The following is a 24,247-nucleotide window of genomic DNA, read 5'->3' on the forward strand; positions in this document are numbered from 1 at the left end:
GGCATGGTGGGAGCACGCCTCCCTCTACCCGCCGCCGACCTGCGGCGAAACCTCGGCGTCAGCAGAGCTCGGAGAGCCCCGCGGCGATCAGCGGGCCGACGGCCTCGGCCACCTTGTCGGTGTCGTCGACGACGCCGGCCTCGCGGGCCCGGTAGGCGATGCCTGCACCGATGATGGCGAGCTTGAAATAGGCCAGCGCCATATAGAAGTCCCAGTGGTCCAGCGGCTGGCCGGCCGCCCGGGAGTACTTCTCGGCGAGCGCGTCCGCGTTCGGGATCAGTTCGCTCGCCCACGCGGCGTCGGCATGCACCAGGTGGAACGTCGGGTGCCGGTACACGCACATCAGCGCGGCGTCGCTGAGCGGGTCACCGAGCGTGGACATCTCCCAGTCCAGCACCGCGACGACCTTCGTGGCGTCCTCGGCGTCGAGGATGGTGTTGTCGATGCGGTAGTCGCCGTGCACGATCGAGGTGCGGCTCTGCTGCGGCAGGGCTTCGCCGAGACGCCGGTGCAGCTTCCGGACGTCGGCGTCGCACGGGTCATCGGTCTGCTTGACCAGGTCCCACTGCGAACCCCAGCGCCGCACCTGGCGTTCCAGATAGCCGCTCGGCTTGCCGAAGTCCGACAGCCCGACCGCGTCCGGGTCCACCGCGTGCAGGTCGGCAAGCACCGTGATCAGCGCGTCGACGCACGCCTCGATCGCCACCTCGTCGCCGAGGGCTTTCAACTGGTCGGTGTGGCGCACCACCCGGCCGGCGACGTGCTCGACCATCTGGAACGGCGCCCCCAGCACGGAGGCATCGTCGCGCATCGTGACCGCGCGCGCGACCGGGACAGCGGTGTCGGCCAGCGCGGCGACGACCCGGTACTCCCGGGCCATGTCGTGCGCCGAGGGGGTCAGGCCGTGCAGCGGCGGGCGGCGCAGCACCCACTGGGAGGCGTCGTCGGCCACCAGGAAGGTCAGGTTTGAGCGGCCGCCGGAGATCAGCTCGGCGCGCAGGTCACCGCTGCGGGGCACCCCGACCTCGCGCAGGTGCCGGTCCAGGGCGGAAAGATCGAGGCCTTCGAGGTCAGTCACGCTGACTTTCCTACCATCGCTGATTTCTGGGCAATAAGTCCCATACGTGTTCGGTGGCGTTGACCCCCGCCACGCCCATCCGCCCAGTGCGCGACGACAGCAGCCGCGTCACCGACGCGTAGTCGACGTGAAACGACAGCAACCGCTCGGTCCGCAGCACTCGGTGCAGGATCACGTTGATGACTCCGCCGTGGCTGAACACCGCGACGGTGTCGTCGTGCTCGGAGGCGGCCACCACGTCGTCGACGGCGGCGTTGACGCGGGCCAGGAACTCGTCCTCGTCGACGGCGCTGGGCAGGTGCCCGTCGATGAGACGCTGCAGCTCCTGCGGGTTCTCGGCGGCGATCTGCTCGATCGGGATGTAGTGCTCCAAGTCGCGGTCGTACTCGGCGAAGCGCTCGTCGACCTCGATGGGCAGTCCCAGCGCGTCGGCCACCGGCCGCCCGGTCTCGACGGCCCGGATCTGCGGGCTGCTCACCAGTCGCGTGATCGGGAACCGGGCCAGCGCGTCGGGCAGGCGTTTGGCCTGTTCGACGCCTTCTTCGGACAGGTGCGGATCGGAGCCTTGCCCGGGTTCGCTTCGCCGGGGCAGCGCGTGTCGGACCAGAAGCAGTTGCACCGTGACACCATATGGCCCGTGACCGATGCGGGTGGATTCGCCGGCCGGCTGTTTGATCTGACCGACCGGGTGGTGCTGATCACCGGCGGCAGCCGGGGTCTGGGACGGGAGATGGCCTTTGCGGCGGCCCGCTGCGGGGCGGACGTCGTCATCGCCAGCCGCAAGTACGACGCCTGCGTGGCCACCGCCGAGGCCGTCACCGCCGGGACCGGCCGGGCCGCATACCCGTACGCGGTGCACGTCGGACGGTGGGATGAGCTCGACGGGTTGGTCGACGTGGCCTACGACCGGTTCGGCAAGGTCGACGTGTTGGTCAACAACGCGGGGATGTCCCCGCTGTACGAGTCGTTGTCGTCGGTCACCGAGAAGCTGTTCGACTCGGTGGTGAACCTGAACCTCAAGGGCCCGTTCCGGTTGTCGGTGCTCGTCGGTGATCGCATGCTCGCCGACGGCGGCGGCTCGATCATCAACGTCAGCACCCACGGGTCGCTGCGACCGCACCCGACGTTCGTCCCCTACGCCGCGTCGAAGGCTGGGCTGAATGCGATGACCGAGGCTCTGGCGCTGGCCTACGGTCCGACGGTGAGGGTGAACACCTTGATGCCCGGGCCGTTCCTGACCGACATCAGCGATGCCTGGACCTTCACCGATGGTGACACCAACCCGTTCGCGCGCAGCGCCCTGCAGCGGGCCGGCCAGCCCGCCGAGATCGTCGGCGCCGCGCTGTTCCTGATGTCGGATGCGTCGAGTTTCACCTCGGGCTCGATCATCCGCGCTGACGGCGGCATCCCCTAGCGGGCCGCCGCGGGAGTCACGGCGTGATGATGTTGAAGTCCGGGTCCGGCTTGTCGAGCGCCGACAACAAAGCGGTGAGAACGCCTGCGTCCCCGCTGATTTCGAGACCAGGCGAGGTGTTGTCACCGGCGGCGAGCGTGAGCAGGCGCAGCTTGCTCGCCAACCGGACCGTCGCCTGGGCCGTCGCCTCGTCCGCGGCAACGTTGCGGTAGACCAGCACCCCGTTGCGCAGGGTCAGCCGATAGTTGGTCTGCACGTCAAGGAAAGTGACGTCGATGGCGAGGTCGAGATCCCATGCCCGCGGCCCGTTCACACTGATCGCCACCACGTCGAACATCTGCTCTGGAGACAGTTGCCCCACCATCGATGTCGACGTGGTCTGGGTCGGGGTACCGAAGTTGCCGTCCCGCAGCTCGGTCGCGCCGCCGAGGAAGAAGTTGCGCCAGGTCGCCGTCTCGGCGCCGTAGGCCAGTTGCTCGAGGGTGTCGGCGTACAGCTCGCGGGCGCCGACGTGGTTCTCGTCGGTGAAGATCGCATGGTCGAGAAGCGTGGCAGCCCAACGGAAGTCACCGTCGTCGAACGCCTGTCGGGCCAGCTCGACGACGCGGTCGATCCCGCCCATCGCCGCGACGTAGCGCGGGCCGATGGCCTCCGGCGGGTGCGGCCACAGCCGGGCCGGGTTGCCGTCGAACCAGCCCATGTAGCGCTGGTAGACGGCTTTGACGTTGTGGCTGACCGACCCGTAGTAGCCGCGGGCGTGCCAGGCTTGCTCAAGCGCGGGCGGCATCGTGAAGCTCTCGGCGATCTCGATGCCGGTGTACCCCTGATTGAGTTGGCGCAGCGTCTGGTCGTGCAGATAGGCGTACAGATCCCGTTGCAGCGACAGGAATTCCACGATCCGGTCGCGGCCCCAGGTGGGCCAGTGGTGCGATGCGAACACCACGTCGGCGCGGTCGGCGAAGGTGTCGATCGCCTCGGTCAGGTACCCGGCCCAGCCGTGCGGATCGCGCACCAGCGCGCCGCGCAGGGTCAGTAGGTTGTGCAGGTTGTGCGTCGCGTTCTCGGCCATGCACAGCGCCCGGAAGCGCGGGAAGTAGAAGTGCATCTCGGCCGGCGCCTCGGTGCCCGGCGCCATCTGGAATTCGATCTCCACGCCGTCGATGGTGTGCACCTCGCCGGTCTCGCGGATGTCGACCGTCGGCACGATGATCGCCACCTCACCCGTCGACGGGGTCTGGCCGAGCCCGCAGCCGACCTGCCCCTGCGGCCCGCGCTCGAGCACCGTGCCGTACATGTAGGCGGCGCGGCGGGTCATCGCGGTGCCGGCGTAGACGTTCTCCTGCACCGCATGGGCGGTGAATCCCTCGGGCGCCAGCACCGCGACCCTGCCGGCGTCGACGTCGGCCTGCGAGGTCACCCCTAGTACTCCGCCGAAGTGGTCGACGTGGCTGTGGGTGTAGATGACCGCCCGGACCTCGCGATCGCCGCGGTGTTCGCGGTACAGCGCCAGCGCGGCGGCGGCCACCTCGGTGGACACCAGCGGGTCGATCACGATGATGCCGGTGTCACCCTCGACGAAGGTGATGTTGGACAGGTCGAATCCCCGCACCTGGTAGATGCCTGTGACCACTTCGTAGAGCCCCTGCTTGGCCACCAGCGTCGACTGGCGCCACAGGCTCGGGTGCACCGTGGGCGGGGCGTCTCCGGTCAGAAACCCGTAGACGTCGTTGTCCCACACCACGCGTCCGTCAGCGGCGGTGATGACGCAGGGCTGCCGGGCGGCGATGAAGCCCCGGTCGGCGTCGGCGAAATCCCGGGTGTCGTCAAACGGAAGGGTCTCGCGGTGCACCCGGTGCGCGTCTTCGATCGTCGGTGTCGGCGGCTTGCTGTTCATATCGCGAGACTGCCACGTCAGGCGCGGTTTCGATGCTTGACTGACACAATGGACATCCGCCGAGTCGTCACCGGACACGATGCGTCCGGCAAGTCAGTGTTCGTCAGCGACGAGAAGGTCGCCCCCCGCGTGCCGATGCTGCTCCCAGGCTCCGAGTTCACGCTGCTGTGGGGCGGCAACGAAGCACCCCGATTCCCCGACGACGGCTCGATGCCGCAGTGGCACACGTATTTTCCGCCCGTCGGGGGCTTCCGCTTCTCGATGTTCACGCTGCCGCCGCATGCGACGGCGACAGGGGACCCCAGCCAGATCGACGCCGAGGCGGCGCTGGCCGACGCCGAGCAGAAGCTGCCCGGGCTGCTCGGCTACATGGATCCCGAGGATCCCGGCATGCACACCACCGACACCATCGACTTCGAGGTGGTGCTCGAAGGTACGGTGATCCTCGAGCTCGACGACGGCGCCGAGGTGACGCTGCAACCGGGAGACACCGTCGTACAGAACGGGACCCGGCACCGGTGGCGCAATCCGGGTGACACCCCGGCCCGGCTCGCCCTGTTTGTGTGCGGCGCCCACCACGCCGACGTCAGCCGGCCCGGCTGAGTCAGCCCTGTTCTGCGAGCCACTTCTCGGCGCGCCGCTGCGAGGCCCGCGACAGCCACGCGTCCTGAATCAGTTCCCGCAACTCGGTGACGCTGACCTCACCCAAGCGGCCGGCGCGCACCAGCACCGAGAGGTGCCCGGCGAAGTGGTCGGTGGTGAAAAACGGTGAATCGGGATCCTGCGTCAGGGCGAGCTTGTCGTCCTCGGACTCGACCCAGATGATGATGACGTCGGTGTAGCGCTCACCGGTGTCCGGGTCGACCGCGTCGGGCCGGGGTGTGCGGAAGTACACGAACGACTTGCCCCCCACCTGATAGATCGGGTTCTGCCCCTTCGGTCCCTCGACGCGGGTCACGTGCGGCATCGACGCGGCGATCTCGTGGACGTCCGCGACGGTGGCGGGACGGTCACGCACGACGCGGCAGCCGGTGTAGGACGACGTCATGCAGTGCGCCGGAATGCACCGTCGCGGTCATGTAGGTGCAATAGGGCTGACGGCGCCGATCGGTGGGCGACCCCGGATTGAGAAGGCGCAGCCCTGTTTTGGCGGTGGTGTCCCACGGGATGTGACTGTGGCCGAACACCAGCACATCGGTGTCCGGGTAGTCGCGGGCCAGCCGCGCCTCCCGTCCCGTCGCGGCGCCGGTTTCGTGGGTGACGGTGAACTTCAGGCCCTCCAGCACCACGTCGGCCCGTTCGGGCAGCCGGCGCCGGAGCTCCGGTCCGTCGTTGTTGCCCCAACAGGCGACCAGTCGGTCGGCTCGGGCCTCGAGCGTGTCGAGCAGATCCGGCTCGACCCAGTCTCCGGCGTGGATCACCACGTCGACCTCGTCCACCGCGTCCCACACTGTGGGCGGCAGGTCTTTGGCGCGTTTGGGCAGGTGCGTGTCGGCGATCAGCAGAAGGCGCACGAATCCGACTTTAGCGGGGGCGAGCGTGGGCCATAGGTACGCGGATTCGGCGGAAAGCGTGCACGGATCCCACGGTCGTCAGAGCCACACGGTTATCGCTGGTAGAAAGCGCGCCCGAAGGGATTCGAACCCCTAACCTTCTGATCCGTAGTCAGATGCTCTATCCGTTGAGCTACGGGCGCATGGTTGTACCGCATATTCAGTTATCACGCCGGCAAGCCGGCAGTTCGACCGCGCCGGCGAGCCGGCAATCGAACAGCGGAGGCGAGAGGATTTGAACCTCCGGTCCCCTGTAAGGGGGACAACTCATTAGCAGTGAGTCCCATTCGGCCGCTCTGGCACGCCTCCCGACGTTTACCGCCGCTGGATGAGAGTACACAGGCCCCGCCGCGGGAAGCAAAGCAGCTCCGGACGGGCCCTAAACTGTTCAGGTGTCCGCCCGTCTGCGCCCCGACCTCGCCGATCTGCCCGTCTACGCGCCGGGCAGGACGGTGCCCGGCGCCATCAAGATCGCCAGCAATGAAACCGTCCACGGCCCGCTGCCCAGCGTGCGGGCCGCGATCGAGAACGCGATCGACGGCATCAACCGCTACCCCGACAACGGCTACGTCGAGCTGCGGGAGCGTCTCGCCAAATACGTCGGATTCGCCCCGGAGAACATCTCCGTCGGCAGCGGATCGGTCAGCCTGTGCCAGCAGCTGATCCAGATCACGTCCACCGTCGGTGACGAGGTGCTCTTCGGCTGGCGCAGCTTCGAGATCTACCCGTTGCAGGTACGCACCGCCGGCGCGACCCCGGTGCAGGTGGCGCTGACCGACCACACCTTCGACCTCGACGCGATGCTCGCCGCGATCACCGACCGCACCCGGCTGATCTTCGTGTGCAACCCGAACAACCCGACCAGCACCGTCGTCGACCCCGACGCACTGGCGCGGTTCATCGAGGCCGTGCCACCGCACATCCTGGTGGTGCTCGACGAGGCCTACATCGAGTACATCCGCGACGGGCTCGTGCCCGACAGTTTCGGGCTCGTCCGGGCGCACAGCAATGTCGTTGTGCTGCGCACCTTTTCGAAGGCCTACGGGCTGGCCGGGCTGCGGGTCGGCTACGCCGTCGCCGATCCGGACATCGTCGCCGCGCTGTCGAAGGTGTACGTGCCGTTCACCGCCACCAGCGTGTCGCAGGCCGCGGCCATCGCATGCCTGGACGCCGCCGACGAACTGCTGGAACGCACCGACGCCGTGGTCGCCGAACGCGAGCGGGTCAGCGCCGCGCTGCGCGGGGCCGGCTACGAGTTGCCGCCCTCGCAGGCGAACTTCGTGTGGTTGCCGCTGGTCGGGCGGGCGCAGGAGTTCGCGGCCGACGCCGCCAACGACCGCATCATCGTGCGTCCGTACGGGGAGGACGGCGTCCGTGTCACCGTCGCCGCCCCCGAGGAGAACGACGCCTTCCTCGACTTCGCCGGGCGCTGGGCAGCCCACCTCGTTTAGGAGACAGATGACCACCGACCCCCGCAAGACCTTCACCGAGCTGACCGGGCGCACCGACCGGATCGCCGACGCCGAACTGGACGCGTTCTGGGCCACCCTGGCGCCGGCGACCATCGACTTCATGATCGGCGAATGGAAGGGCGGCGAGTTCGACACCGGACACAAGGCCAACGGCTTCATGAAGAAGTTGAACTGGTTCGGCAAGACGTTCCACTCGGCAACCGATGCCAAGCCCCTGGTCTGCCTGGACGCCGACGGCGCCAAGTTCTCCAACACCGAGGCGATGAACGGCGAGGCCAGCCTCTGGATGGAGGAGTTCCGCGGTGAGGTGGTCGCGACGATGGTCTACGACGGAAGGCCGGTGCATGACCACTTCAAGGTCGTCGATGACAACGCCGTCATCGGCATCATGAACGGCAAGGGCGCCCTCGACACCAACTCGGGCACGCCCCGCCACCTGTACTTCTACCTGGAACGGGTGTAGCCGCATATCGTGGCCAGGATGAAGACGCACGCGCGGATCACGGCTGCGACGCTCGTCGGTCTGGGTGTCGTCCTGGGCGTGACCACGGCCTGTCAGCGCACCACCGAGGGCGCCGTCGCGCAGACCACGCAGCCCGGCCCGCCGCTGACGTCATCTCCGACCACCACCAGCCGCAGCCCCGGCATCCCGGGTATCCCCGACATCCAGATCCCGAATCTGCCGCTTCCGACCCGCAACACCGACGTCCCGCAGGTGCCGGCGCCCGCCAACTCGCTGACGATGACGTGCGAGGAGTTCAGTGGCCTCGACGAACCCACCCGGGTGGCCGTGGTGCGCGAGATCCTGTCCCAGGAGGGCAACCCGCTGGGCCCCGACGGCGAGTTCGTCGGGCAGATCCTGGCTGACGCGGCCTGCCAGTTCCTGCCCAGCGCAGTCGTCGCCGACGTCCTGTTGGGCGGCGGCTAACCTCTCTGGTCATGGGTAACTCCTATGAATCGATGACCGTGGACATCGCCGATCACATCGCGCAGGTCACGCTGATCGGGCCCGGCAAGGGCAATGCGATGGGCCCGGCGTTCTGGGCCGAGCTGCCGGTGGTGTTCAACGAGCTCGACGCCGACCCTCAGGTGCGGGCGATCGTGCTGACCGGCTCGGGCAAGAATTTCAGCTACGGCCTGGACCTGGCCGCGATGGGTGACACGCTCGGCTCGATGATGGCCGATGCGTCGTCGTCGAAGCCACGCGCCGACTTCCATGCCAAGCTCAAAACCATGCAGTACGCGATCACCGCGGTCGCCGACTGCCGCACCCCGACCATCGCGTCGGTGCACGGCTGGTGCATCGGCGGGGGTGTAGACCTGATCTCCGCGGTCGATATCCGTTACGCCAGCAGCGACGCGAAGTTCTCGGTGCGCGAAGTCAAGCTGGCGATCGTCGCGGACGTCGGCTCTCTGGCGCGCCTGCCGCTGATCCTGTCCGACGGGCATCTGCGCGAGCTGGCGCTCACGGGTAGGGACATCGACGCCGCCCGCGCCGACAAGATCGGCCTGGTCAACGATGTCTACCCCGACGCCGAGGCATCACTGGCCGCCGCACGGGCCACCGCGGCGGAGATCGCCGCCAACCCGCCGCACACTGTGCACGGCATCAAAGACGTGCTCGACGAGCAGCGCACCGCCCAGGTGGCGGCCAGCCTGCGCTACGTCGCGGCATGGAACTCGGCCTTCCTGCCGTCCAAGGACCTCACCGAAGGCATCACGGCGATGTTCGAGAAGCGGCCGCCGAACTTCACCGGCGAGTAGGGCGTCGGCGCTGCGCCGTTTCGGGCAGCGCCGTCACGCAGACCAGGCTGACCACCGCCAGGCCGCCCATCATCAGCGCGATCGCCGCGCCGCCGTACGTCGCCATCAGCATCGGCGAGATCACCGGCGGTAGCGCGCCGCCGATGACTCCGCCGAGGGTGTGTGACAGCGCCGCACCGGTGTAGCGGTAGCGGGCGGCGAAGATCTCCGGCAGGAACGCCGCGAGCGGACCCATGCAGACACCGATCAACGCGTAGGTGAGCACGATAGCCACGCCGAACACCACGTGGTCCTCGGTCGCGATCAGCGGGAACACCGCGAACGCCCACGGCGCGGCCAGCGCGTAGCCCAGCGCCGTCACCCGGCGTCGGCCGTAGGTGTCGGACAAAACGGCCCAGACGGCCGCGAAGCCGACGGCGCACAGCCCGCCGATCACGTTGACCAGCAGCACCAGGTTGGCCGAGTAGTCCATGTGCTCAGCGGCGTAATGCGTGAAGAACGTCCCCGCCTGGAACACCAGCATCGGAGCGCAGATCGCCGCACCCCCGGCCAGCAGCACCTGACGGCCCTGCCGGCGGATCAGCTCCGCCAGCGGCGCGCCCTGCTGCGTCTCGGCCTCGTCGAAGACCGGGGACTCCCGGATCCGCAGCCGGATGAACAAGGCGGTGGCGATCAGCACGGCGCTGAGCAGGAACGGGATCCGCCAACCCCATTGCAGGAACGCCTCATTGGCGCCGCCGAAGCCGAGGTGCACCACCAGGAAGACCAGATTCGACAGCACCAGCGCTGTGCCGAGACCCAGCTGGGTGAACATGCCGTAGAAACCACGCCGCTCCTCGGGTGCGTGCTCGGCCGTCATCAGCACCGCGCCCGCCCACTCACCGCCGACGGCGAAACCCTGCACCAGCCGCAGCGCGATCAGCAGCAGCGGTGCCGCGACACCGATGCTGGCCGTGCTCGGAATCAGCCCGACGCCGACGGTGGCGAACCCCATCAGCAGCAGCGTCACCACCAGGGTCTGCTTGCGGCTGATCCGGTCGCCGAAGTGACCGAACACCGCGGCGCCGAGGGGACGGGCCAGGAACGCCGCCGCGAACGCACCCAGCGACGCTGTGGTGGCCATGACGTGGCCCAGTTCGGGGAAGAAGACCGTCGGAAACACCAGCGCGGCGGCGGTGCCGTAGATGAAGAAGTCGTAGAACTCGATCGCCGAGCCGACGTAGCTTGCCGTCGCGATCTGCCGCAGGTTCTGCGTCTGCGCCTCGGCGCGGTCGGTCACCACTGTTGCCATGGCGTCGATGCTGCTCGTCCCGGTGCGCTCGGCATATCCGGTGATCGGTGGAGCCGTCGGGGGAACGTCGTGTCCGCCGATCGGGGGACCCCCTCCCCAGGCGGGCATGAGCGGTGGCGGAGGGATTTGAACCCCCGGACGGTGTTAGCCGTCTCTCGCTTTCAAGGCGAGTGCATTAGGCCGCTCTGCCACGCCACCGCGGGACAGTCTAGACGCGGCCGATCTTGGCGTGCGGCGCGCCGTTCTTCAGGCCGACGCTGATCCGGCGGCAGTTCTCGCCCATCGCCGTGACCTGTGGGCGGCTCAGCCGGTCCAGGAAGTGCGCGCGCACCGCGGCGCCATAGGTCTGCATCGCGGTGGACAACGCCATTCTCCCCTCCGGCGTGATGCTCGCGAGCACCCCACGTCCGTCGTCCGGACTGGCGCCGCGGCTGACGAGCCCCTGCACCTCCAGACGGTGGATCTGACGCGTCACCCGGCTGGGCAGCGACATCAACGCCTCGGCGACGTCACCCATCCGGGCGGACCCGGTCGGTGATTTGGCCAGCATGTCGAGCAGCCGCACGTCGTTGAGTGTCAGCCCGTGCTCGTCGGTGAGCGACCGGTTCATGGTCGCGTACATTCGCAGCGCGGCGTCCAGAAAGTTTTGCCACGCCCGTTGCTCAGCTATGTCGAGGCCAGGCGTATCACTCGCCGTGCGCCCCCCGATGATCCCCTCCATGTGCACATACTAGGCCCTTGAAGCGTTGCCGGGGGAGAAAAATATGGGAGTTTTCCCAGCGTAGTAGCCTTGTATGAATGCATGCGATCGTGGCGGACAACTCCTCGAACAAGCTGACCTGGCAGTCTGTCCCAGACGTCGCCCCTGCCGCGGGGGAAGTTCTCATTCAGGTTAGTGCCGCCGGCGTCAATCGCGCGGACCTGTTACAGGCGGCCGGCAAGTATCCGCCCCCGCCGGGAGCCAGTCAGATCATCGGGCTGGAGGTGTCCGGCATCGTCGCCGAGGTCGGCGACGGTGTGACCGAGTGGTCGACCGGGCAACCGGTGTGCGCTTTGCTGGCCGGAGGCGGCTACGCCGAGTTCGTCGCCGTCCCGGCCGGTCAGGTGATGCCCGTCCCGCAGGGTGTCCCGCTCCCCTACGCGGCCGGACTGCCGGAGGTGGCGTGCACGGTGTGGTCGAACGTGGTCATGACGGCCGGCCTGGCCGCGCCTGAACTTCTGCTGGTCCACGGCGGTGCGAGCGGTATCGGCACACACGCCATCCAGGTCGCGAAGGCGCTGAACTGCCGGGTGGCGGTGACCGCCGGTTCGCCCAACAAACTCGATCTGTGCGCCGAGTTGGGCGCCGACATCACCGTCAACTACCACGACGACGACTTCGTCGACGTGGTCCGCGACGCCGGCGGGGCAGACGTGATCCTCGACATCATCGGCGCGAAGTATCTGGACCGCAACATCGACGCGCTCGCCCCCGGCGGCCGGCTGGTGATCATCGGCATGCAGGGCGGCGCCAAGGCCGAGCTGAACATCGGCAAGCTGCTGGCCAAACGCGGCAGCGTGATCGCGACCGCCCTGCGCTCCCGGCCGGTGGACGGGCCCGGCGGGAAAACCGAGATCGTCGCCGAGGTCATCACGCATGTGTGGCCGATGATCGCCGACGGGCAGGTGCGACCCGTCATCGGCGCCCAGTTCCCGATCACCGAGGCCCAGGCCGCCCACGAACTCCTGGAATCCGGCGATGTATCCGGGAAAGTGATTCTGCGCGTTGATGTTTAGGCGATTTCAGCCCAGCGACGCCAACGCGCGCACCAGCTGATCGATCTCCGCCGCGGTGTTGTAGTGCGCCAGCCCGATGGTCACCGCGCCGCCGATGTCGTTGACGCCGATGAGTTCGAGCACCCGCGAACTCACGTTCGCGATCGCCAGGATGCCGTTGTCGGCCAACCGCTGCACCACCCGCTCGGCGGGCACGTTGTCGATCGCGAAGCTGAGTACCGGGATCCGCACCTCGGGATTGCCGATCACGGTGACCGTCGGCAGCGACCGCAGTGACGTCAACAGGTACTCGAACAGCGCGCTCATGTGCACCGAGGCCGACTGCATCGACACCAAAAGCCGCTCGCGCCGCGATCCCTGCGCCGAATCCTCAAGGGAGGCAAGGTATTCGATGCTGGCCACCACCCCGGCCAGCATCCCGAACTGGTGCGATCCCAGCTCCAGGCGCGCCGCACCGCTCGCGTACGGGTTCAGCGACACCGAGCCGAACGCGTCGATGGTCGACGGGTCGCGGAACACCAGCGCCCCGATCGGCGGGCCGCCCCACGCCAGCGCGTTGACCGCCACCACGTCGGCATCGGTCTCGTCGAAGTCGAAAAGGCGGTAGGGCGCTGCCGCGGAGTGGTCGACGATCACCAGACCGCCGACCTCGTGCACCAGCTTGGTCACCTCGCTGAGTTCGGTGACCGTGCCCAGCGTCGACGACGCCGACGTGATCGCCACCAGTCGGGTCGGCCGGGTGACCAGCCCCTCCCACTGCCAGGAGGGCAGCTCCCCGGTCTCGATGTCGACCTCGGCCCACTTGACCTTCGCGCCGAACCGGTTGGCGGCGCGCAGCCACGGGGCGATGTTGGCCTCGTCGTCGAGGCGGCTGACCACCAGTTCGTAACCAAGCCCGACCCGGGCCGACGCGGCATCGGCCAGCGAGGTCAGCAGGACCGCACGGTCGGCGCCCAGCACGACACCGGCGGGGTCGGCGTTGACGAGATCGGCCACGGCCTGCCGGGCGGCGGCCAGGACGGCCGCGCTGCGCCGCGCGGCGGGGTGCGCGCTGGAGGTGGTGGGCATCGATCCACGGAACGCGGTGGACACGGCACGGCCCACGGAATCGGGCAGCAACATGCCGTTCTGGGCGTCCAAATGCACCCAGCCATCGCCCAGTGAGGGGTGCAGTCCGCGCACCCGGGCGACGTCGTATGCCATGCCAGACCACCTTAGTGCGCCTTGGAACTTCGCCGTTCCGCCCGAATTCGAGGCGTCCCGGCGGCTGCCCGACCTCGCTGTTGCCGCCCGCGTCTACACCGGCGCGGGCCATCTGCGCAGCCATACTAGTCGAGCCGCCGACAGTCGCGGAGCGCTACCGCTGTCATCGTTGCTGGTGAGGGGACTGGAGCACGCCAAGCATTGCCGCACCGGGAACACGAGTTTGCGGAAGTAGATTCGGCGACATCCAGGCGATCCGCACGCCGTGTAGATCCTTCGCATGTGCGCTTGCGCCGTCACTGGACAAATCGGGCGCGTGGGAGAAGATCTACGACGACAGCGAGGTCTCTCGTTCACGTGAGGCGGAGCCCGATCGCAATAAGTGAGAAATACTGGGGCACTCTTAGGGGCATGTCTATCAACAGCGACGACGACAACATCGAGGTCATCGGCGAGGGCGAGATCGAGGCAGAGCGCGGATCCGACGGCAAGTCGTTGTCCGACCTCGTCGAGCAGCCCGCGAAGGTGATGCGAATCGGCACGATGATCAAACAGCTGCTGGAGGAGGTGCGGGCGGCTCCGCTGGACGAGGCGAGCCGCGAACGGCTGCGCGATGTGCACCGCACCAGCATCCAGGAGCTTGAGGAGGGGCTGGCCCCCGAACTGCGCGACGAGCTGGAGCGGCTGACCCTCCCGTTCACCGAGGACGCCGTCCCGTCGGACGCCGAGCTGCGCATGGCCCAGGCTCAGCTGGTCGGCTGGCTGGAAGGCCTGTTCCACGGCATCCAGACCGCGCTGTTCGCCCAGCAGATGGCGGCCCGGCAGCAGCTCGAGCAGATGCGTCAGGGCGCCCTGCCACCCGGCATGGCGATGCCCGGTCAGCGTGGCGGCCAGGGACACGGCACCGGCCAGTACTTGTGAGAGCCGCGTGACCAGTAGCACCGAGCCCTACATCCAGACCCGCAACGCGTGGGTCGAGTTCCCGATCTTCGACGCCAAGACGCGGTCGTTGAAAAAGGCCTTCCTCGGCAAGGCCGGCGGGACGATCGGGCGCAACGCGTCCAACGTCGTCGTCATCGAGGCGTTGCGCGACATCACGATGTCGCTGAAGATGGGCGACCGGGTCGGCCTGGTCGGGCATAACGGGGCCGGCAAATCGACGTTGCTGCGGCTGTTGTCGGGCATCTACGAACCGACCCGGGGCGTGGCCACGGTGCGCGGCCGGGTGGCGCCGGTGTTCGATCTGGGCGTCGGGATGGACCCCGAGATCTCCGGCTTCGAGAACATCATCATCCGCGGGCTCTTTCTCGGGCAGACGCGGAAACAGATGATGAGCAAGATCGACGAGATCGCCGAGTTCACCGAACTCGGTGACTACCTGTCGATGCCGCTGCGCACATACTCCACCGGCATGCGGGTGCGGTTGGCCATGGGCGTGGTGACGAGCATCGATCCGGAGATTTTGCTGCTCGACGAGGGCATCGGGGCCGTCGATGCGGAGTTCCTCAAAAAAGCGCAGTCGCGGCTGGCCGACCTCGTCGCACGGTCAGGCATCCTGGTGTTCGCCAGCCACTCCAACGAGTTCCTGGCCCGCCTGTGCAACACCGCGATGTGGATCGACCACGGCACCATCAAGATGGAGGGCGAGATCGAGGACGTCGTCCGCGCCTACGAAGGCGAGGACGCAGCCCGGCACGTGCGCGAGGTGCTCGAGGAGAACGCGCGGGAGAACCGGTCTGCATGACCGAGAAAGTTGTTGCCGTCGTAGTCACCCATCGCCGTCCTGACGACCTGGCCAAGTCGCTGGACGCGCTGACCTCACAGACCAGGCGGCCCGATCACCTGATCGTGGTCGACAACGACGCCGACGATTACGTACGGGATCTTGTTGCCGGACAACCGATCCCGGCCACCTACCTGGGATCGAAGCGCAACCTCGGCGGCGCGGGCGGTTTCGCCCTCGGCATGCTGCACGCGCTGAGCCTGGGCGCGGACTGGATCTGGCTGGCCGACGACGACGGCCGGCCAGGGGACAACGAGGTGCTGGCCACCCTGCTGGCGTGCGCGACCGAGCACGGCCTGGCCGAGGTGTCTCCGATGGTGTGCAACCTCGACGACCCCGACCGGCTGGCCTTCCCGCTGCGCCGCGGCCTGAAGTGGCGCCGGCTGGTGAGCGAGCTGCAGGTGGACGGTCAGGGTGACCTGCTGCCCGGCATCGCGTCGTTGTTCAACGGGGCGCTGTTCCGCGCCTCGACCGTCGAGGCGGTGGGGGTGCCCGACCTGCGGCTGTTCATCCGCGGCGACGAGGTCGAACTGCACCGCAGGCTGGTTCGCTCGGGTCTGCCGTTCGGCACGTCCCTACTCACCAGCTACCTGCATCCCTGCGGCACAGAGGAATTCAAGCCGATCCTGGGAGGCCGGATGCACACCCAGTACCCCGACAACGACACCAAGCGCTTCTACACCTACCGCAACCGCGGCTTCGTGCTGTCGCAGCCCGGTTTGCGCAAACTGCTCCCCCAGGAGCTGCTTCGCTTCGGGTGGTACTTCCTGGTGTCCCGGCGCGACCCGGCCGGGTTCCGGGAGTGGATTCGCCTGCAGCGCTTGGGCCGACGCGAGAGATTCGGACCACACCAGGGCGAGCGAAGCGACGGGAAAAGCGAATGACGATCATGGATGCCGCCGCACAGTCCCGGACGTTGCGTCGGGCGTGGGGCGATCTGGTCGCCGGGTTCGGCAAGCGGGAGCTGTGGCTGCACCTGGGCTGGCAGGACATCAAACAGCGCTACCGGCGTTCGGTGCTGGGCCCGTTCTGGATCACCATCGCCACCGGAACCACCGCGGTCGCGATGGGCGGGCTGTACTCCATGCTGTTCAAACTGGAGCTGTCCGAACATCTTCCGTACGTGACACTCGGGCTGATCGTCTGGAACCTGATCAACGCCTCCATTCTCGAAGGCGCTGACGTCTTCGTCGCCAACGAGGGGTTGATCAAGCAATTGCCGACCCCGCTGTCGGTGCACGTCTACCGGCTGGTGTGGCGGCAGATGCTGTTGTTCGCGCACAACATCATCATTTTCGTGATCATCGCGATCATCTATCCGAAGCCCTGGTCGTGGACCGACCTGGCCGTGATCCCGGCGCTGGTGTTGATCGCACTGAACTGCGTCTGGGTCGCACTGTGTTTCGGCATCCTGGCCACCCGCTACCGCGACATCAGCCCGCTGCTGGGCAGCCTGGTGCAGCTGTTGTTTTTCATGACGCCGATCATCTGGAACGAGTCCACACTGCAGGCCCAGGGAGCGGGCGGGTGGGCCAAGATCGTCGAGCTCAATCCGCTGCTGCACTACCTGGACATCGTGCGCGCCCCGCTGCTGGGCGCCGACCAGGAGCTCCGGCACTGGGTGGTGGTGCTGGTGCTGACCGTCGTCGGCTGGGGCTTCGCCGCGCTGGCGATGCGCCAGTACCGCGCGCGGGTGCCCTACTGGGTGTGACGGTCAGCTGACCAGGGCGGTGCCGTCCGGTTCGGGACCGAAGACGAACCGCCGGCCCGTCATCGACTGTGGCGTGATGCGTACGAACCGCTCCTTCTGCGTCGCGATCCACGGGTAGAGCCCGGCACGGCGCGCCTCGGCGATCTCGTTGGAGGTCGACAGCAGGAGCGCCTTGCCCCGCACGATCACGCTCCAGCCCTCGACGGCGTTGTGATCGTCAGCCTCGAACAGCACGTACTCGTTGAGCGCGGCGGTCAGCAGTTTGGTGCCCTCGGCGGTCCGGAACAGCAGCGTGTGGTTCTGCACGACGAAGTTGACCGGGAAGATCTCGGTCCAGCCGTTCACGGTAGTCACCAGCCTGCCCAGTGACACGCTGCCGAGCTGCTGCCAGCTCTCGGTCTCGGTGAGCTCGGTGACCGGGGCGTCCGGGGTCGTTGTCGCGTCCATGGTTCCCATCGTCGCCGCCGCCGCGCGCCGCTCCTAGGGTCCAAAGGCACTTCCCCACCTCCGCCGAAATCGCATTCCACGCGGTGGTTTCGCGGGTTCTCCCGCGCTGGATGCGATCTCGGCGGACGTGCTCAGCGGACGTCGACGTAGTAGACGCTGCCTGTGGTGGTGTTCTGGAAAGTGCGGTCGTAGCGGTAGTCGCGGACCGTGGAGCGGATGTCGCCGCCCTTGTGGATCCCGACCACACTGGCCTCACTGAGCGGGGCGTTCGACAGCCGGTTGACCACCACGCGGTGGCCCTGGGCTTCGAGCTGGCTGATCGTGGCATCGGCGTTTCCACCCGAGGGGGCCGCGACCGCCGGGGCGGCCAGCCCGACGACAGCAGCGGACAGGCCGGCGGCGAAAGCGGTGGCGATGGTGAGGTTCTTCATGATGGTGTCCTTCCCGGTGGTGGGTCGGAGCCGTGGAGCGAATCGCGCGGTTTCGACTTCGGTGGTGGTTGATCTTGGTGGATCTGACTGGTTAAACCCGCCGCCGCGGGTGTTCATTTCGCCTGGCAGAAATTGAACGACGGGTGGCCGGAATCGATCGCCGAGACCGCGCCCAGCGTGGGAAAACCCCCGGAAAAGCCGCGTGGAATGCGAGTTCGGCTGTGGATCTCAGCGGCGCGGGGCGGGCATCCGCACCGTGACGTTGATGCGGTTCCACGCGTTGATCGTCACGGCCATCGCGATGACCTGTCCGAGCTCCCGGTCGGAGAACACCCGCGCCGCGGCGTCGTACACCTCGTCGGGCACGCCGTGGCTGCCGAGTTCGGTGATCGCTTCGGTGAGCGCCAGCGCGGCGCTCTCCCGTTCGTCGAAGACATCGCCGGCTTCAACCCATGCGGCCAGCATGTCGAGCTGCTGTTCGCCGACGCCCCGCTTGCGCGCGTCGCGAGTGTGCATGTCGAGGCAGAACGCGCAGCGATTCAGTTGCGAGGCACGGATTTTGATCAACTCGCCGAGCTTCGGGTCGACGTCCCTGGCCGCTGCGGCGGACAGAGTCATCATGGCGTCATACAGCTCGGGCGATGCCTTGTAGCTTGTAGATCGTGAGGCGGTCCCGGGTGGTCAGTGTCTGTGTCATGTCCTCGACGCTAAGGCCGAATGGACTACGAAGATGGTTCAATTCGGGCATGAGTTCGTGGGCCAATCGTGGCAGTCGGGATCTCCACCTGGACCTGCGCGAGGCCCTGGTCCCCGGAGCCCGAGGCGCCAGGGATGCGCTCACCACCGCCCTGCGCGACGCGGCCCGCTCGGGCCGATTGGCACCGGCCACGAGGCTGCCGCCGTCGCGGGCTTTGGCCGCCGACCTGGGCCTGTCGCGCAACACCGTCGCCGAGGCCTACGCCGACCTGGTCGCCGAGGGGTGGCTGGCCTCACGCCAGGGGGCGGGGACGTGGGTCATCGACCACACCCACACCCCCGCGGCGCCGCCGACCCGGCCCCGCGGCGCACGGGTGGCCCCGACGCACAACCTGATGCCCGGTTCGCCTGACGTCGCGCAGTTTCCCCGCAGCCAGTGGCTGGCCAGCACGCGCCGGGCGCTGACCGCCGCCCCGTCCGAGGCCCTACGCATGGGAGACCCGCGCGGCAGGCCCGAATTACGTTCGGCGCTGGCCGAATACCTCACCCGTGCCCGCGGGGTGCGCACCACCGCGGAGTCCATCGTGATCTGCGCGGGCGTCCGCCACGGTGTGGAACTGCTGGTCCGCGTGCTGGGCGGCCCGCTCGCGGTCGAGGGCTACGGCCTGCACCTGTTCCGGGACGCCATCGAGGCCGCCGGCGCCGCCACGGTCCCCATCGGCGTCGACGAAAAGGGCGCTGTTGTGGGGGAACTCGACGCTCTCAGGGTCCCCGCGGTGCTGCTGACCCCCGCCCACCACAATCCGCTGGGAATGTCGCTGCACGCCACCCGGCGCACCTCCGTCGTCGAATGGGCGCAGCGCACAGGGGGATTCGTCCTCGACGACGACTACGACGGCGAGTTCCGCTACGACCGGCAGCCCGTCGGAGCGCTGCAGGCGTTGCGCCCCGACCGGGTGGCTTACCTCGGATCGACGAGCAAAAGCCTGTCCCAGGCCCTGCGGCTGGGATGGATGGCGTTGCCCGACGGACTCGTCGACGCCACGGTGGCCGCCGCGGGCGGCCAGCAGTTCTACGTCGACGCGATCAACCAGCTGACCCTCGCCGACTTCATCGCGCGGGGCTGCTACGACCGGCACATCCGGCGCATGCGGATGCGCTACCGGCGCCGCCGTGACGCGCTGGTCTCGGCTCTGGCACCGTTGCACGTCGAGGTCGGCGGACTGGCCGCCGGAGTGAATCTGCTCGTGACGCTGCCAGACGGCGCCGAGCCGGAAGTTCTCCGCCGCGCCGGTGATGCGGGTATCGCGGTGTCGGGGCTGTCGCTCACTGGTGCACCATCCTTGTGTCGGTGATCTTGGATGGATTGCCGATGCACCCGAGGTGCCGCTGATCTATCGCCCTGCTCGCTCGACACATTCGATGTCCAGCATGAGTTCTGCGGAGGCCAGTGGTTACCCGGGGCGCGTTGACCGTCGACAGGGCTATGCGCCACCGAGCGCCGCTCAGTGAGCGAACCGGCAGTCGTGCCCCGGAACCTGCACATAAGGGTGCCTCCCCACTGGGCTTAGCAGCGAGGAGGCTGTCATGAAGTCTGCCCGAAATACCCTGCCAACGGAACCCACCAATGGGCTCACCTGTGGAATCGACTGGGCCCGCGATGATCACGCGGTCTCGATCGTCGATGCCAAAGGCCGCGAGATCACCCGCAAAACGATCGGTCACCACGCCGTTGGGCTGCGTGATCTGCTCACCACACTGCAGCGCGTCGGTGTCGGAGAAGTCGCCATCGAACGCCCCGACGGTCCGGTTGTAGATGCCCTGCTCGAGGCCGGGATCACCGTCGTGGTGATCAGTCCCAACCAGGTGAAGAACCTGCGCGGGCGCTACGGATCGGCCGGCAACAAAGACGACCGCTTCGACGCGTTCGTCCTGGCCGACACCTTGCGCACCGACCGGACCCGGCTGCGGCCCCTGCAGCCCGACAGCCCGGCCACCGTCGCCCTGCGTCAGACCTGTCGAGCCCGCAAAAATCTGGTCGCTCACCGCGTGGCGATCGCCAACCAGCTGCGGGCTCATCTGATGATCGTCTTTCCCGGCGCGATCGGGCTGTTCGCCGATATCGACTCGCCGATCAGCCTGGCCTTTTTGGCCCGCTTTGACTGCCAGGACCGCGCCGACTGGCTCTCGGTCACCCGGATGGCCAACTGGCTGGCCAGCGTTGGCTACAGCGGCCGCACCCACGCCAGTGAACTGCACCGACGACTCACCGCCGCGCCTCGCGGCGCCACCGGTATCGACGGTGCCACCATCACCGCGACCTTCGTCGAGGTGTTGAGCACTGTGAGCGCCCAGATCAAAACCCTCGACCAGAGCATCGCCGAGCAACTCGACGCTCACGCCGATGCTCATATCTTCACCAGCCTGCCCCGCTCGGGCACCTTCCGTGCCGCCCGACTGCTCGCCGAAATGGGCGACTGCCGCGCACGGTTCCCCACCCCCGAATCGCTGGCGTGCCTGGCCGGAGTCGCCCCCTCCACCCGCCAGTCCGGGAAAGTCAAACACGTCGGATTCCGCTGGGCTGCAGACAAACAACTCCGCGACGCCGTATGCGATTTCGCCGGTGACAGTCGTCGAGCCAACCCCTGGGCTGCCGATCTCTACAACCGCGCCCGAGCCCGCGGACACGACCACCCCCACGCCGTGCGCATCCTCGCCCGCGCCTGGCTCTACATCCTCTGGCACTGCTGGCACGACGAAGTCGCCTACGATCCCACCCAACACAGGGCCCTCCAAAAGCTGATCAACCAGGATCAACCCAGGGCGGCTTGACACAGGGCAACTCATGCGCCATCCGCTGGCCGGGCCCGGGTTGCGGGAACGCGACGGGTTGGTCGTCGGCTTCGCCGCCCCGGCCGATTATGCGTTTCCGGCGGCGGTCGAGGCGCTGTGCGAGGTGCTGCGCGCCGCCGGGCTGTAGCCCGCACGCGTCGAGATTGCGCGCAGCGCGGAAACTCCGGGAGAACGGCCGCGTGGAATGCGAGTTCGCCGGGTGGTCGTAAGCTGCCCGGGTGGCCGAGCCCCCGATGTCACCTCAGCTGAGCCTGAAGACGCAGATCTGGCGATTTCTCGTGACCGGCGGGTTGTCGGCGGTCGTGGACTTCGGCCTGTACGTGGCGCTTCTGGCCGCCGGGCTGCACGTGAACATCGCCAAGACCCTCAGTTTCATCGCAGGCACCACCACCGCGTACCTGATCAACCGGCGCTGGACGTTCCAGGCGCCGCCCAGCAAGGCCCGGTTCATCGCGGTGTGCGTGCTCTACGCCCTCACCTACGCCGTGCAGGTCGGCATCAACTACGTCTTCTACATGGAGTTCGAGGATCAGCCCTGGCGGGTTCCGGTCGCGTTCGTCATCGCCCAGGGCACGGCGACGGTGATCAACTTCATCGTGCAGCGCGCCGTGATCTTCCGGTTGGCAGGGGCCTAGCGACCGGGGAAACCCTCGCGCTGCGCGGACCATCGCGGCCGTCGCGGTACCCTCTGTGACGATGTTGAGCACGGAGTTTCCGACCACCGCCAAGCGGTTGACCGGCTGGGGCCGCACCGCCCCGTCGGTGGCCCAGGTGCTGTCGACACCGGATCCCGAGGTGATCGCCAAGGCCGTCGCGCGCGCCGCCGAGCACCCCGGCAGGGGCGTGCTGGCCCGCGGGCTGGGCCGGTCCTACGGCGACAACGCCCAGAACGGCGGCGGGCTCGTCATCGACATGAACGCGCTCAACCGGATCCACTCCATGGATGCCGACAGCCACCTCGTCGACGTGGACGCCGGGGTGAACCTCGACCAGTTGATGCGCGCCGCGCTGCCGCTCGGGCTGTGGGTACCGGTGCTGCCCGGCACCCGGCAGGTCACCGTCGGCGGCGCCATCGCCTGCGACATCCACGGCAAGAACCACCACAGCGCCGGCAGCTTCGGCAACCACGTGCGCTCGATGGACCTGCTGACCGCCGACGGTCAGGTCCGCACCGTGACCCCGGACGGGCCGCACGCCGATGTGTTCTGGGCCACGGTCGGCGGCAACGGGCTGACCGGAATCATCCTGCGCGCCACCGTCGCGATGACGCCCACCGAGACGGCCTACTTCATCGCCGACGGCGACGTCACCCACAGCCTCGACGAGACCATCGCGTTCCACAGCGACGGCACCGAGGCCAACTACACCTACTCCAGCGCATGGTTCGACGCGATCAGCCCGCCGCCGAAGCTGGGCCGCGCCGCGATCTCGCGCGGATCCCTGGCCACCCTCGACCAGCTGCCGAAAAAACTGCAGAAGAACCCGCTGAAGTTCGATGCGCCGCAACTGCTGACGCTTCCCGACCTGTTTCCCAACGGGCTGGCCAACAAGTACACGTTCGTGCCGATCGGTGAACTCTGGTACCGCAAGTCGGGCACCTACCGGGGCAAGGTGCAGAACCTGACGCAGTTCTACCACCCGCTCGACATGTTCGGAGAGTGGAACCGGGCTTACGGCCCTTCGGGTTTCGCGCAGTACCAGTTCGTGGTACCCACCGACGCCGTCGAGGAGTTCAAGGCGATCCTGGTAGACATCCAGCGCTCCGGGTTCCACTCGTTCCTCAACGTGTTCAAGCTCTTCGGCCCGGGAAACCAAGCGCCGCTGAGTTTCCCGATTCCCGGCTGGAACGTGTGCGTCGACTTCCCGATCACCGCCGGCCTCAACGAGTTCCTCAACGGGCTCGACCGGCGGGTGCTCGAGTTCGGCGGCCGGCTCTATACCGCCAAGGACTCTCGCACCACCGCCGCGATTTTCCACGCCATGTATCCCCGCATCGACGAGTGGATCGCCTTGCGCCGCAAGGTCGATCCCGACGGGGTGTTCGCCTCCGACATGGCCCGACGACTGGAGCTCCTCTAGATGGTTTTCGATGCGACCGGCAACCCGCAGACGATCCTGCTTCTGGGTGGCACGTCCGAGATCGCCCTGGCGATCGGCGAGCGGTATCTGCGCAACGCCCCGGCGCGGGTGATCCTGGCCGACCTGCCCGGCCACCCGCGCAGGGACGTCGCCATCGCAGCGCTGCGGGCCGCGGGTGCCAGGGCCGTCGACTGGATCGACTTCGACGCGCTGGACACCGACAGCCACCCCGCGGTGATCGACGCCGCCTTCGCCGACGGTGATGTCGATGTCGCCGTCGTCGCGTTCGGCCTGCTCGGTGACGCCGAGGAGCTCTGGCAGAACCAGCGCAAGGCCGTGCAGATCGCCGGGATCAACTACACCGCCGCGGTATCGGTCGGGGTGCTGCTCGGCGAGAAGATGCGCGCACAGGGGTCCGGACGCATCATCGCGATGAGCTCGGCGGCCGGGGAACGCGTCCGCCGCTCCAACTTCGTGTACGGCTCCACCAAGGCCGGCCTGGACGGGTTCTACCTCGGTCTCGGAGAGGCGTTGCGCGAGTACGGAGTCCGCGTCCTGGTGATCCGGCCTGGGCAGGTGCGCACGACGACGACGATCGAGCACTGGAAGGCCACCGGCGCCAAGGAGGCCCCCTTCACCGTCGACAAGGAGGACGTGGCCGAGCTGGCGGTCACGGCGTCGAACAGGGGCAAGGATCTGATCTGGGCGCCCGGGGTGTTCCGCTACGTGATGATGGTGCTGCGCCACATCCCGCGCCCGGTCTTCCGCAAGCTTCCCCTCTGATCCGGTGGCCAGGAGCGAA

28 protein-coding genes and 3 tRNA genes are annotated in these 24,247 nt (G+C 67.9%); 17 read left to right on the forward strand and 14 right to left on the reverse strand.

Annotated features, from left to right (window positions below; translation table 11 throughout):
* Positions 1 to 58: 58 nt before the first annotated feature.
* Positions 59 to 1,078 carry a phosphotransferase family protein gene (locus tag KXD97_RS05535; protein ID WP_260755776.1) on the reverse strand — a complete coding sequence of 340 codons (1,020 nt, stop codon included), beginning with the start codon at positions 1,076 to 1,078 and terminating at the stop codon, positions 59 to 61.
* A 10-nt stretch (positions 1,079 to 1,088) separates the two neighbouring features.
* Entirely contained in the window at positions 1,089 to 1,697 is a 609-nt protein-coding gene (locus KXD97_RS05540; protein ID WP_260755777.1) for a histidine phosphatase family protein, read from the reverse strand.
* A gap of 18 nt (positions 1,698 to 1,715) precedes the next feature.
* Here KXD97_RS05540 and KXD97_RS05545 point away from each other — a divergent pair, with 18 nt between their 5' ends.
* Positions 1,716 to 2,492 carry an SDR family NAD(P)-dependent oxidoreductase gene (locus KXD97_RS05545; RefSeq protein WP_260755778.1) on the forward strand — a complete coding sequence of 259 codons (777 nt, stop codon included), beginning with the start codon at positions 1,716 to 1,718 and terminating at the stop codon, positions 2,490 to 2,492.
* Between the two features lie 16 nt (positions 2,493 to 2,508).
* Here the strand turns inward: KXD97_RS05545 and KXD97_RS05550 are convergent, their stop codons facing one another.
* Positions 2,509 to 4,386, reverse strand: coding sequence for an alkyl/aryl-sulfatase (locus KXD97_RS05550; protein ID WP_260755779.1), 1,878 nt, complete (start codon positions 4,384 to 4,386; stop codon positions 2,509 to 2,511).
* Positions 4,387 to 4,422: 36 nt separating this feature from the next.
* Here KXD97_RS05550 and KXD97_RS05555 point away from each other — a divergent pair, with 36 nt between their 5' ends.
* Entirely contained in the window at positions 4,423 to 4,989 is a 567-nt protein-coding gene (locus KXD97_RS05555; protein WP_260755780.1) for a cupin domain-containing protein, read from the forward strand.
* A gap of 1 nt (position 4,990) precedes the next feature.
* Here the strand turns inward: KXD97_RS05555 and KXD97_RS05560 are convergent, their stop codons facing one another.
* The 4 genes from KXD97_RS05560 to KXD97_RS05575 form a co-directional block, all read right to left on the reverse strand.
* Positions 4,991 to 5,404, reverse strand: coding sequence for an MmcQ/YjbR family DNA-binding protein (locus KXD97_RS05560; RefSeq protein WP_260755781.1), 414 nt, complete (start codon positions 5,402 to 5,404; stop codon positions 4,991 to 4,993).
* Entirely contained in the window at positions 5,397 to 5,900 is a 504-nt protein-coding gene (locus tag KXD97_RS05565; RefSeq protein ID WP_260755782.1) for a metallophosphoesterase, read from the reverse strand. Before KXD97_RS05565 ends, KXD97_RS05560 begins: the two co-directional genes overlap by 8 nt.
* 109 nt (positions 5,901 to 6,009) lie before the next feature.
* Positions 6,010 to 6,082, reverse strand: a tRNA-Arg gene (locus tag KXD97_RS05570).
* Between the two features lie 77 nt (positions 6,083 to 6,159).
* A tRNA-Ser gene (locus KXD97_RS05575) sits at positions 6,160 to 6,248 on the reverse strand.
* A gap of 83 nt (positions 6,249 to 6,331) precedes the next feature.
* Between KXD97_RS05575 and hisC the strand changes: the two genes are divergently transcribed.
* From hisC to KXD97_RS05595, 4 genes are read left to right on the forward strand one after another with little or no spacing between them, the layout of a single operon-like run.
* Positions 6,332 to 7,390, forward strand: coding sequence for a histidinol-phosphate transaminase (gene hisC / locus KXD97_RS05580; RefSeq protein WP_260755783.1), 1,059 nt, complete (start codon positions 6,332 to 6,334; stop codon positions 7,388 to 7,390).
* A gap of 7 nt (positions 7,391 to 7,397) precedes the next feature.
* The gene (locus KXD97_RS05585) at positions 7,398 to 7,874 is read left to right on the forward strand and encodes a DUF4334 domain-containing protein (protein ID WP_260755784.1); all 477 of its coding nucleotides are present in this window, start codon (positions 7,398 to 7,400) and stop codon (positions 7,872 to 7,874) included.
* Positions 7,875 to 7,892: 18 nt separating this feature from the next.
* Positions 7,893 to 8,339, forward strand: coding sequence for a hypothetical protein (locus KXD97_RS05590; protein ID WP_260755785.1), 447 nt, complete (start codon positions 7,893 to 7,895; stop codon positions 8,337 to 8,339).
* Between the two features lie 11 nt (positions 8,340 to 8,350).
* The gene (locus KXD97_RS05595) at positions 8,351 to 9,175 is read left to right on the forward strand and encodes a crotonase/enoyl-CoA hydratase family protein (RefSeq protein ID WP_260755786.1); all 825 of its coding nucleotides are present in this window, start codon (positions 8,351 to 8,353) and stop codon (positions 9,173 to 9,175) included.
* Here the strand turns inward: KXD97_RS05595 and KXD97_RS05600 are convergent.
* The 3 genes from KXD97_RS05600 to KXD97_RS05610 form a co-directional block, all read right to left on the reverse strand.
* Complete coding sequence (locus tag KXD97_RS05600) at positions 9,162 to 10,466, reverse strand: MFS transporter (RefSeq protein WP_260755787.1); 1,305 nt, start codon at positions 10,464 to 10,466, stop codon at positions 9,162 to 9,164. The genes KXD97_RS05595 and KXD97_RS05600 overlap by 14 nt on opposite strands.
* Before the next feature lie 111 nt (positions 10,467 to 10,577).
* Positions 10,578 to 10,664 (reverse strand) — tRNA-Ser (locus KXD97_RS05605).
* 10 nt (positions 10,665 to 10,674) lie between these two features.
* The gene (locus tag KXD97_RS05610; protein ID WP_260755788.1) at positions 10,675 to 11,187 is read right to left on the reverse strand and encodes a MarR family winged helix-turn-helix transcriptional regulator; all 513 of its coding nucleotides are present in this window, start codon (positions 11,185 to 11,187) and stop codon (positions 10,675 to 10,677) included.
* Positions 11,188 to 11,264: 77 nt separating this feature from the next.
* Between KXD97_RS05610 and KXD97_RS05615 the strand changes: the two genes are divergently transcribed.
* Positions 11,265 to 12,242: an NAD(P)H-quinone oxidoreductase gene (locus KXD97_RS05615; protein WP_260755789.1), complete on the forward strand. Its 978-nt coding sequence runs from the start codon at positions 11,265 to 11,267 to the stop codon at positions 12,240 to 12,242.
* Positions 12,243 to 12,248: 6 nt separating this feature from the next.
* Here the strand turns inward: KXD97_RS05615 and KXD97_RS05620 are convergent, their stop codons facing one another.
* Positions 12,249 to 13,445 (reverse strand): cysteine desulfurase-like protein, encoded by a 1,197-nt coding sequence (locus tag KXD97_RS05620; RefSeq protein WP_260755790.1) that lies wholly within the window; start codon positions 13,443 to 13,445, stop codon positions 12,249 to 12,251.
* Between the two features lie 411 nt (positions 13,446 to 13,856).
* Here KXD97_RS05620 and KXD97_RS05625 point away from each other — a divergent pair, with 411 nt between their 5' ends.
* Genes KXD97_RS05625 through KXD97_RS05640 form a run of 4 tightly spaced genes read left to right on the forward strand, consistent with a single transcriptional unit; the run spans position 13,857 to position 16,939 of the window.
* On the forward strand, positions 13,857 to 14,366 hold the full coding sequence (locus KXD97_RS05625; RefSeq protein ID WP_260755791.1) for a bacterial proteasome activator family protein: 510 nt from the start codon (positions 13,857 to 13,859) through the stop codon (positions 14,364 to 14,366).
* A 7-nt stretch (positions 14,367 to 14,373) separates the two neighbouring features.
* Positions 14,374 to 15,189 carry an ABC transporter ATP-binding protein gene (locus KXD97_RS05630; RefSeq protein WP_260755792.1) on the forward strand — a complete coding sequence of 272 codons (816 nt, stop codon included), beginning with the start codon at positions 14,374 to 14,376 and terminating at the stop codon, positions 15,187 to 15,189.
* Positions 15,186 to 16,112 (forward strand): glycosyltransferase, encoded by a 927-nt coding sequence (locus tag KXD97_RS05635; RefSeq protein WP_260755793.1) that lies wholly within the window; start codon positions 15,186 to 15,188, stop codon positions 16,110 to 16,112. The genes KXD97_RS05630 and KXD97_RS05635 overlap by 4 nt, the downstream gene beginning before the upstream one ends.
* Positions 16,109 to 16,939, forward strand: a complete 831-nt coding sequence (locus tag KXD97_RS05640; protein ID WP_260755794.1) for an ABC transporter permease — start codon at positions 16,109 to 16,111, stop codon at positions 16,937 to 16,939. The genes KXD97_RS05635 and KXD97_RS05640 overlap by 4 nt, the downstream gene beginning before the upstream one ends.
* Before the next feature lie 3 nt (positions 16,940 to 16,942).
* Here KXD97_RS05640 and KXD97_RS05645 read toward each other — a convergent pair whose 3' ends face one another.
* The 3 genes from KXD97_RS05645 to KXD97_RS05655 all read right to left on the reverse strand — a co-directional run bounded on the left by KXD97_RS05645 (position 16,943) and on the right by KXD97_RS05655 (position 18,435).
* The gene (locus tag KXD97_RS05645) at positions 16,943 to 17,386 is read right to left on the reverse strand and encodes a pyridoxamine 5'-phosphate oxidase family protein (protein WP_260755795.1); all 444 of its coding nucleotides are present in this window, start codon (positions 17,384 to 17,386) and stop codon (positions 16,943 to 16,945) included.
* 131 nt (positions 17,387 to 17,517) lie between these two features.
* Positions 17,518 to 17,817 (reverse strand): hypothetical protein, encoded by a 300-nt coding sequence (locus KXD97_RS05650; protein ID WP_260751199.1) that lies wholly within the window; start codon positions 17,815 to 17,817, stop codon positions 17,518 to 17,520.
* A gap of 228 nt (positions 17,818 to 18,045) precedes the next feature.
* A complete protein-coding gene (locus tag KXD97_RS05655; RefSeq protein WP_260755796.1) occupies positions 18,046 to 18,435 on the reverse strand; it encodes a carboxymuconolactone decarboxylase family protein in 390 nt (129 codons plus the stop codon).
* A gap of 128 nt (positions 18,436 to 18,563) precedes the next feature.
* Between KXD97_RS05655 and KXD97_RS05660 the strand changes: the two genes are divergently transcribed.
* The 6 genes from KXD97_RS05660 to KXD97_RS05685 all read left to right on the forward strand — a co-directional run bounded on the left by KXD97_RS05660 (position 18,564) and on the right by KXD97_RS05685 (position 24,228).
* On the forward strand, positions 18,564 to 19,868 hold the full coding sequence (locus KXD97_RS05660) for a PLP-dependent aminotransferase family protein (protein WP_260755797.1): 1,305 nt from the start codon (positions 18,564 to 18,566) through the stop codon (positions 19,866 to 19,868).
* A 232-nt stretch (positions 19,869 to 20,100) separates the two neighbouring features.
* On the forward strand, positions 20,101 to 21,345 hold the full coding sequence (locus KXD97_RS05665) for an IS110 family transposase (RefSeq protein ID WP_260751312.1): 1,245 nt from the start codon (positions 20,101 to 20,103) through the stop codon (positions 21,343 to 21,345).
* Positions 21,346 to 21,358: 13 nt separating this feature from the next.
* A complete protein-coding gene (locus KXD97_RS05670; RefSeq protein ID WP_260755798.1) occupies positions 21,359 to 21,493 on the forward strand; it encodes a hypothetical protein in 135 nt (44 codons plus the stop codon).
* Between the two features lie 106 nt (positions 21,494 to 21,599).
* Entirely contained in the window at positions 21,600 to 22,001 is a 402-nt protein-coding gene (locus KXD97_RS05675) for a GtrA family protein (RefSeq protein WP_260757849.1), read from the forward strand.
* A gap of 61 nt (positions 22,002 to 22,062) precedes the next feature.
* Entirely contained in the window at positions 22,063 to 23,445 is a 1,383-nt protein-coding gene (locus KXD97_RS05680) for an FAD-binding oxidoreductase (RefSeq protein WP_260755799.1), read from the forward strand.
* Positions 23,446 to 24,228, forward strand: coding sequence for a decaprenylphospho-beta-D-erythro-pentofuranosid-2-ulose 2-reductase (locus KXD97_RS05685; protein ID WP_260755800.1), 783 nt, complete (start codon positions 23,446 to 23,448; stop codon positions 24,226 to 24,228).
* Positions 24,229 to 24,247: the final 19 nt, after the last annotated feature.

The sequence above is a fragment of the Mycobacterium sp. SMC-8 genome, assembly GCF_025263565.1.
GTDB lineage: Bacteria > Actinomycetota > Actinomycetes > Mycobacteriales > Mycobacteriaceae > Mycobacterium.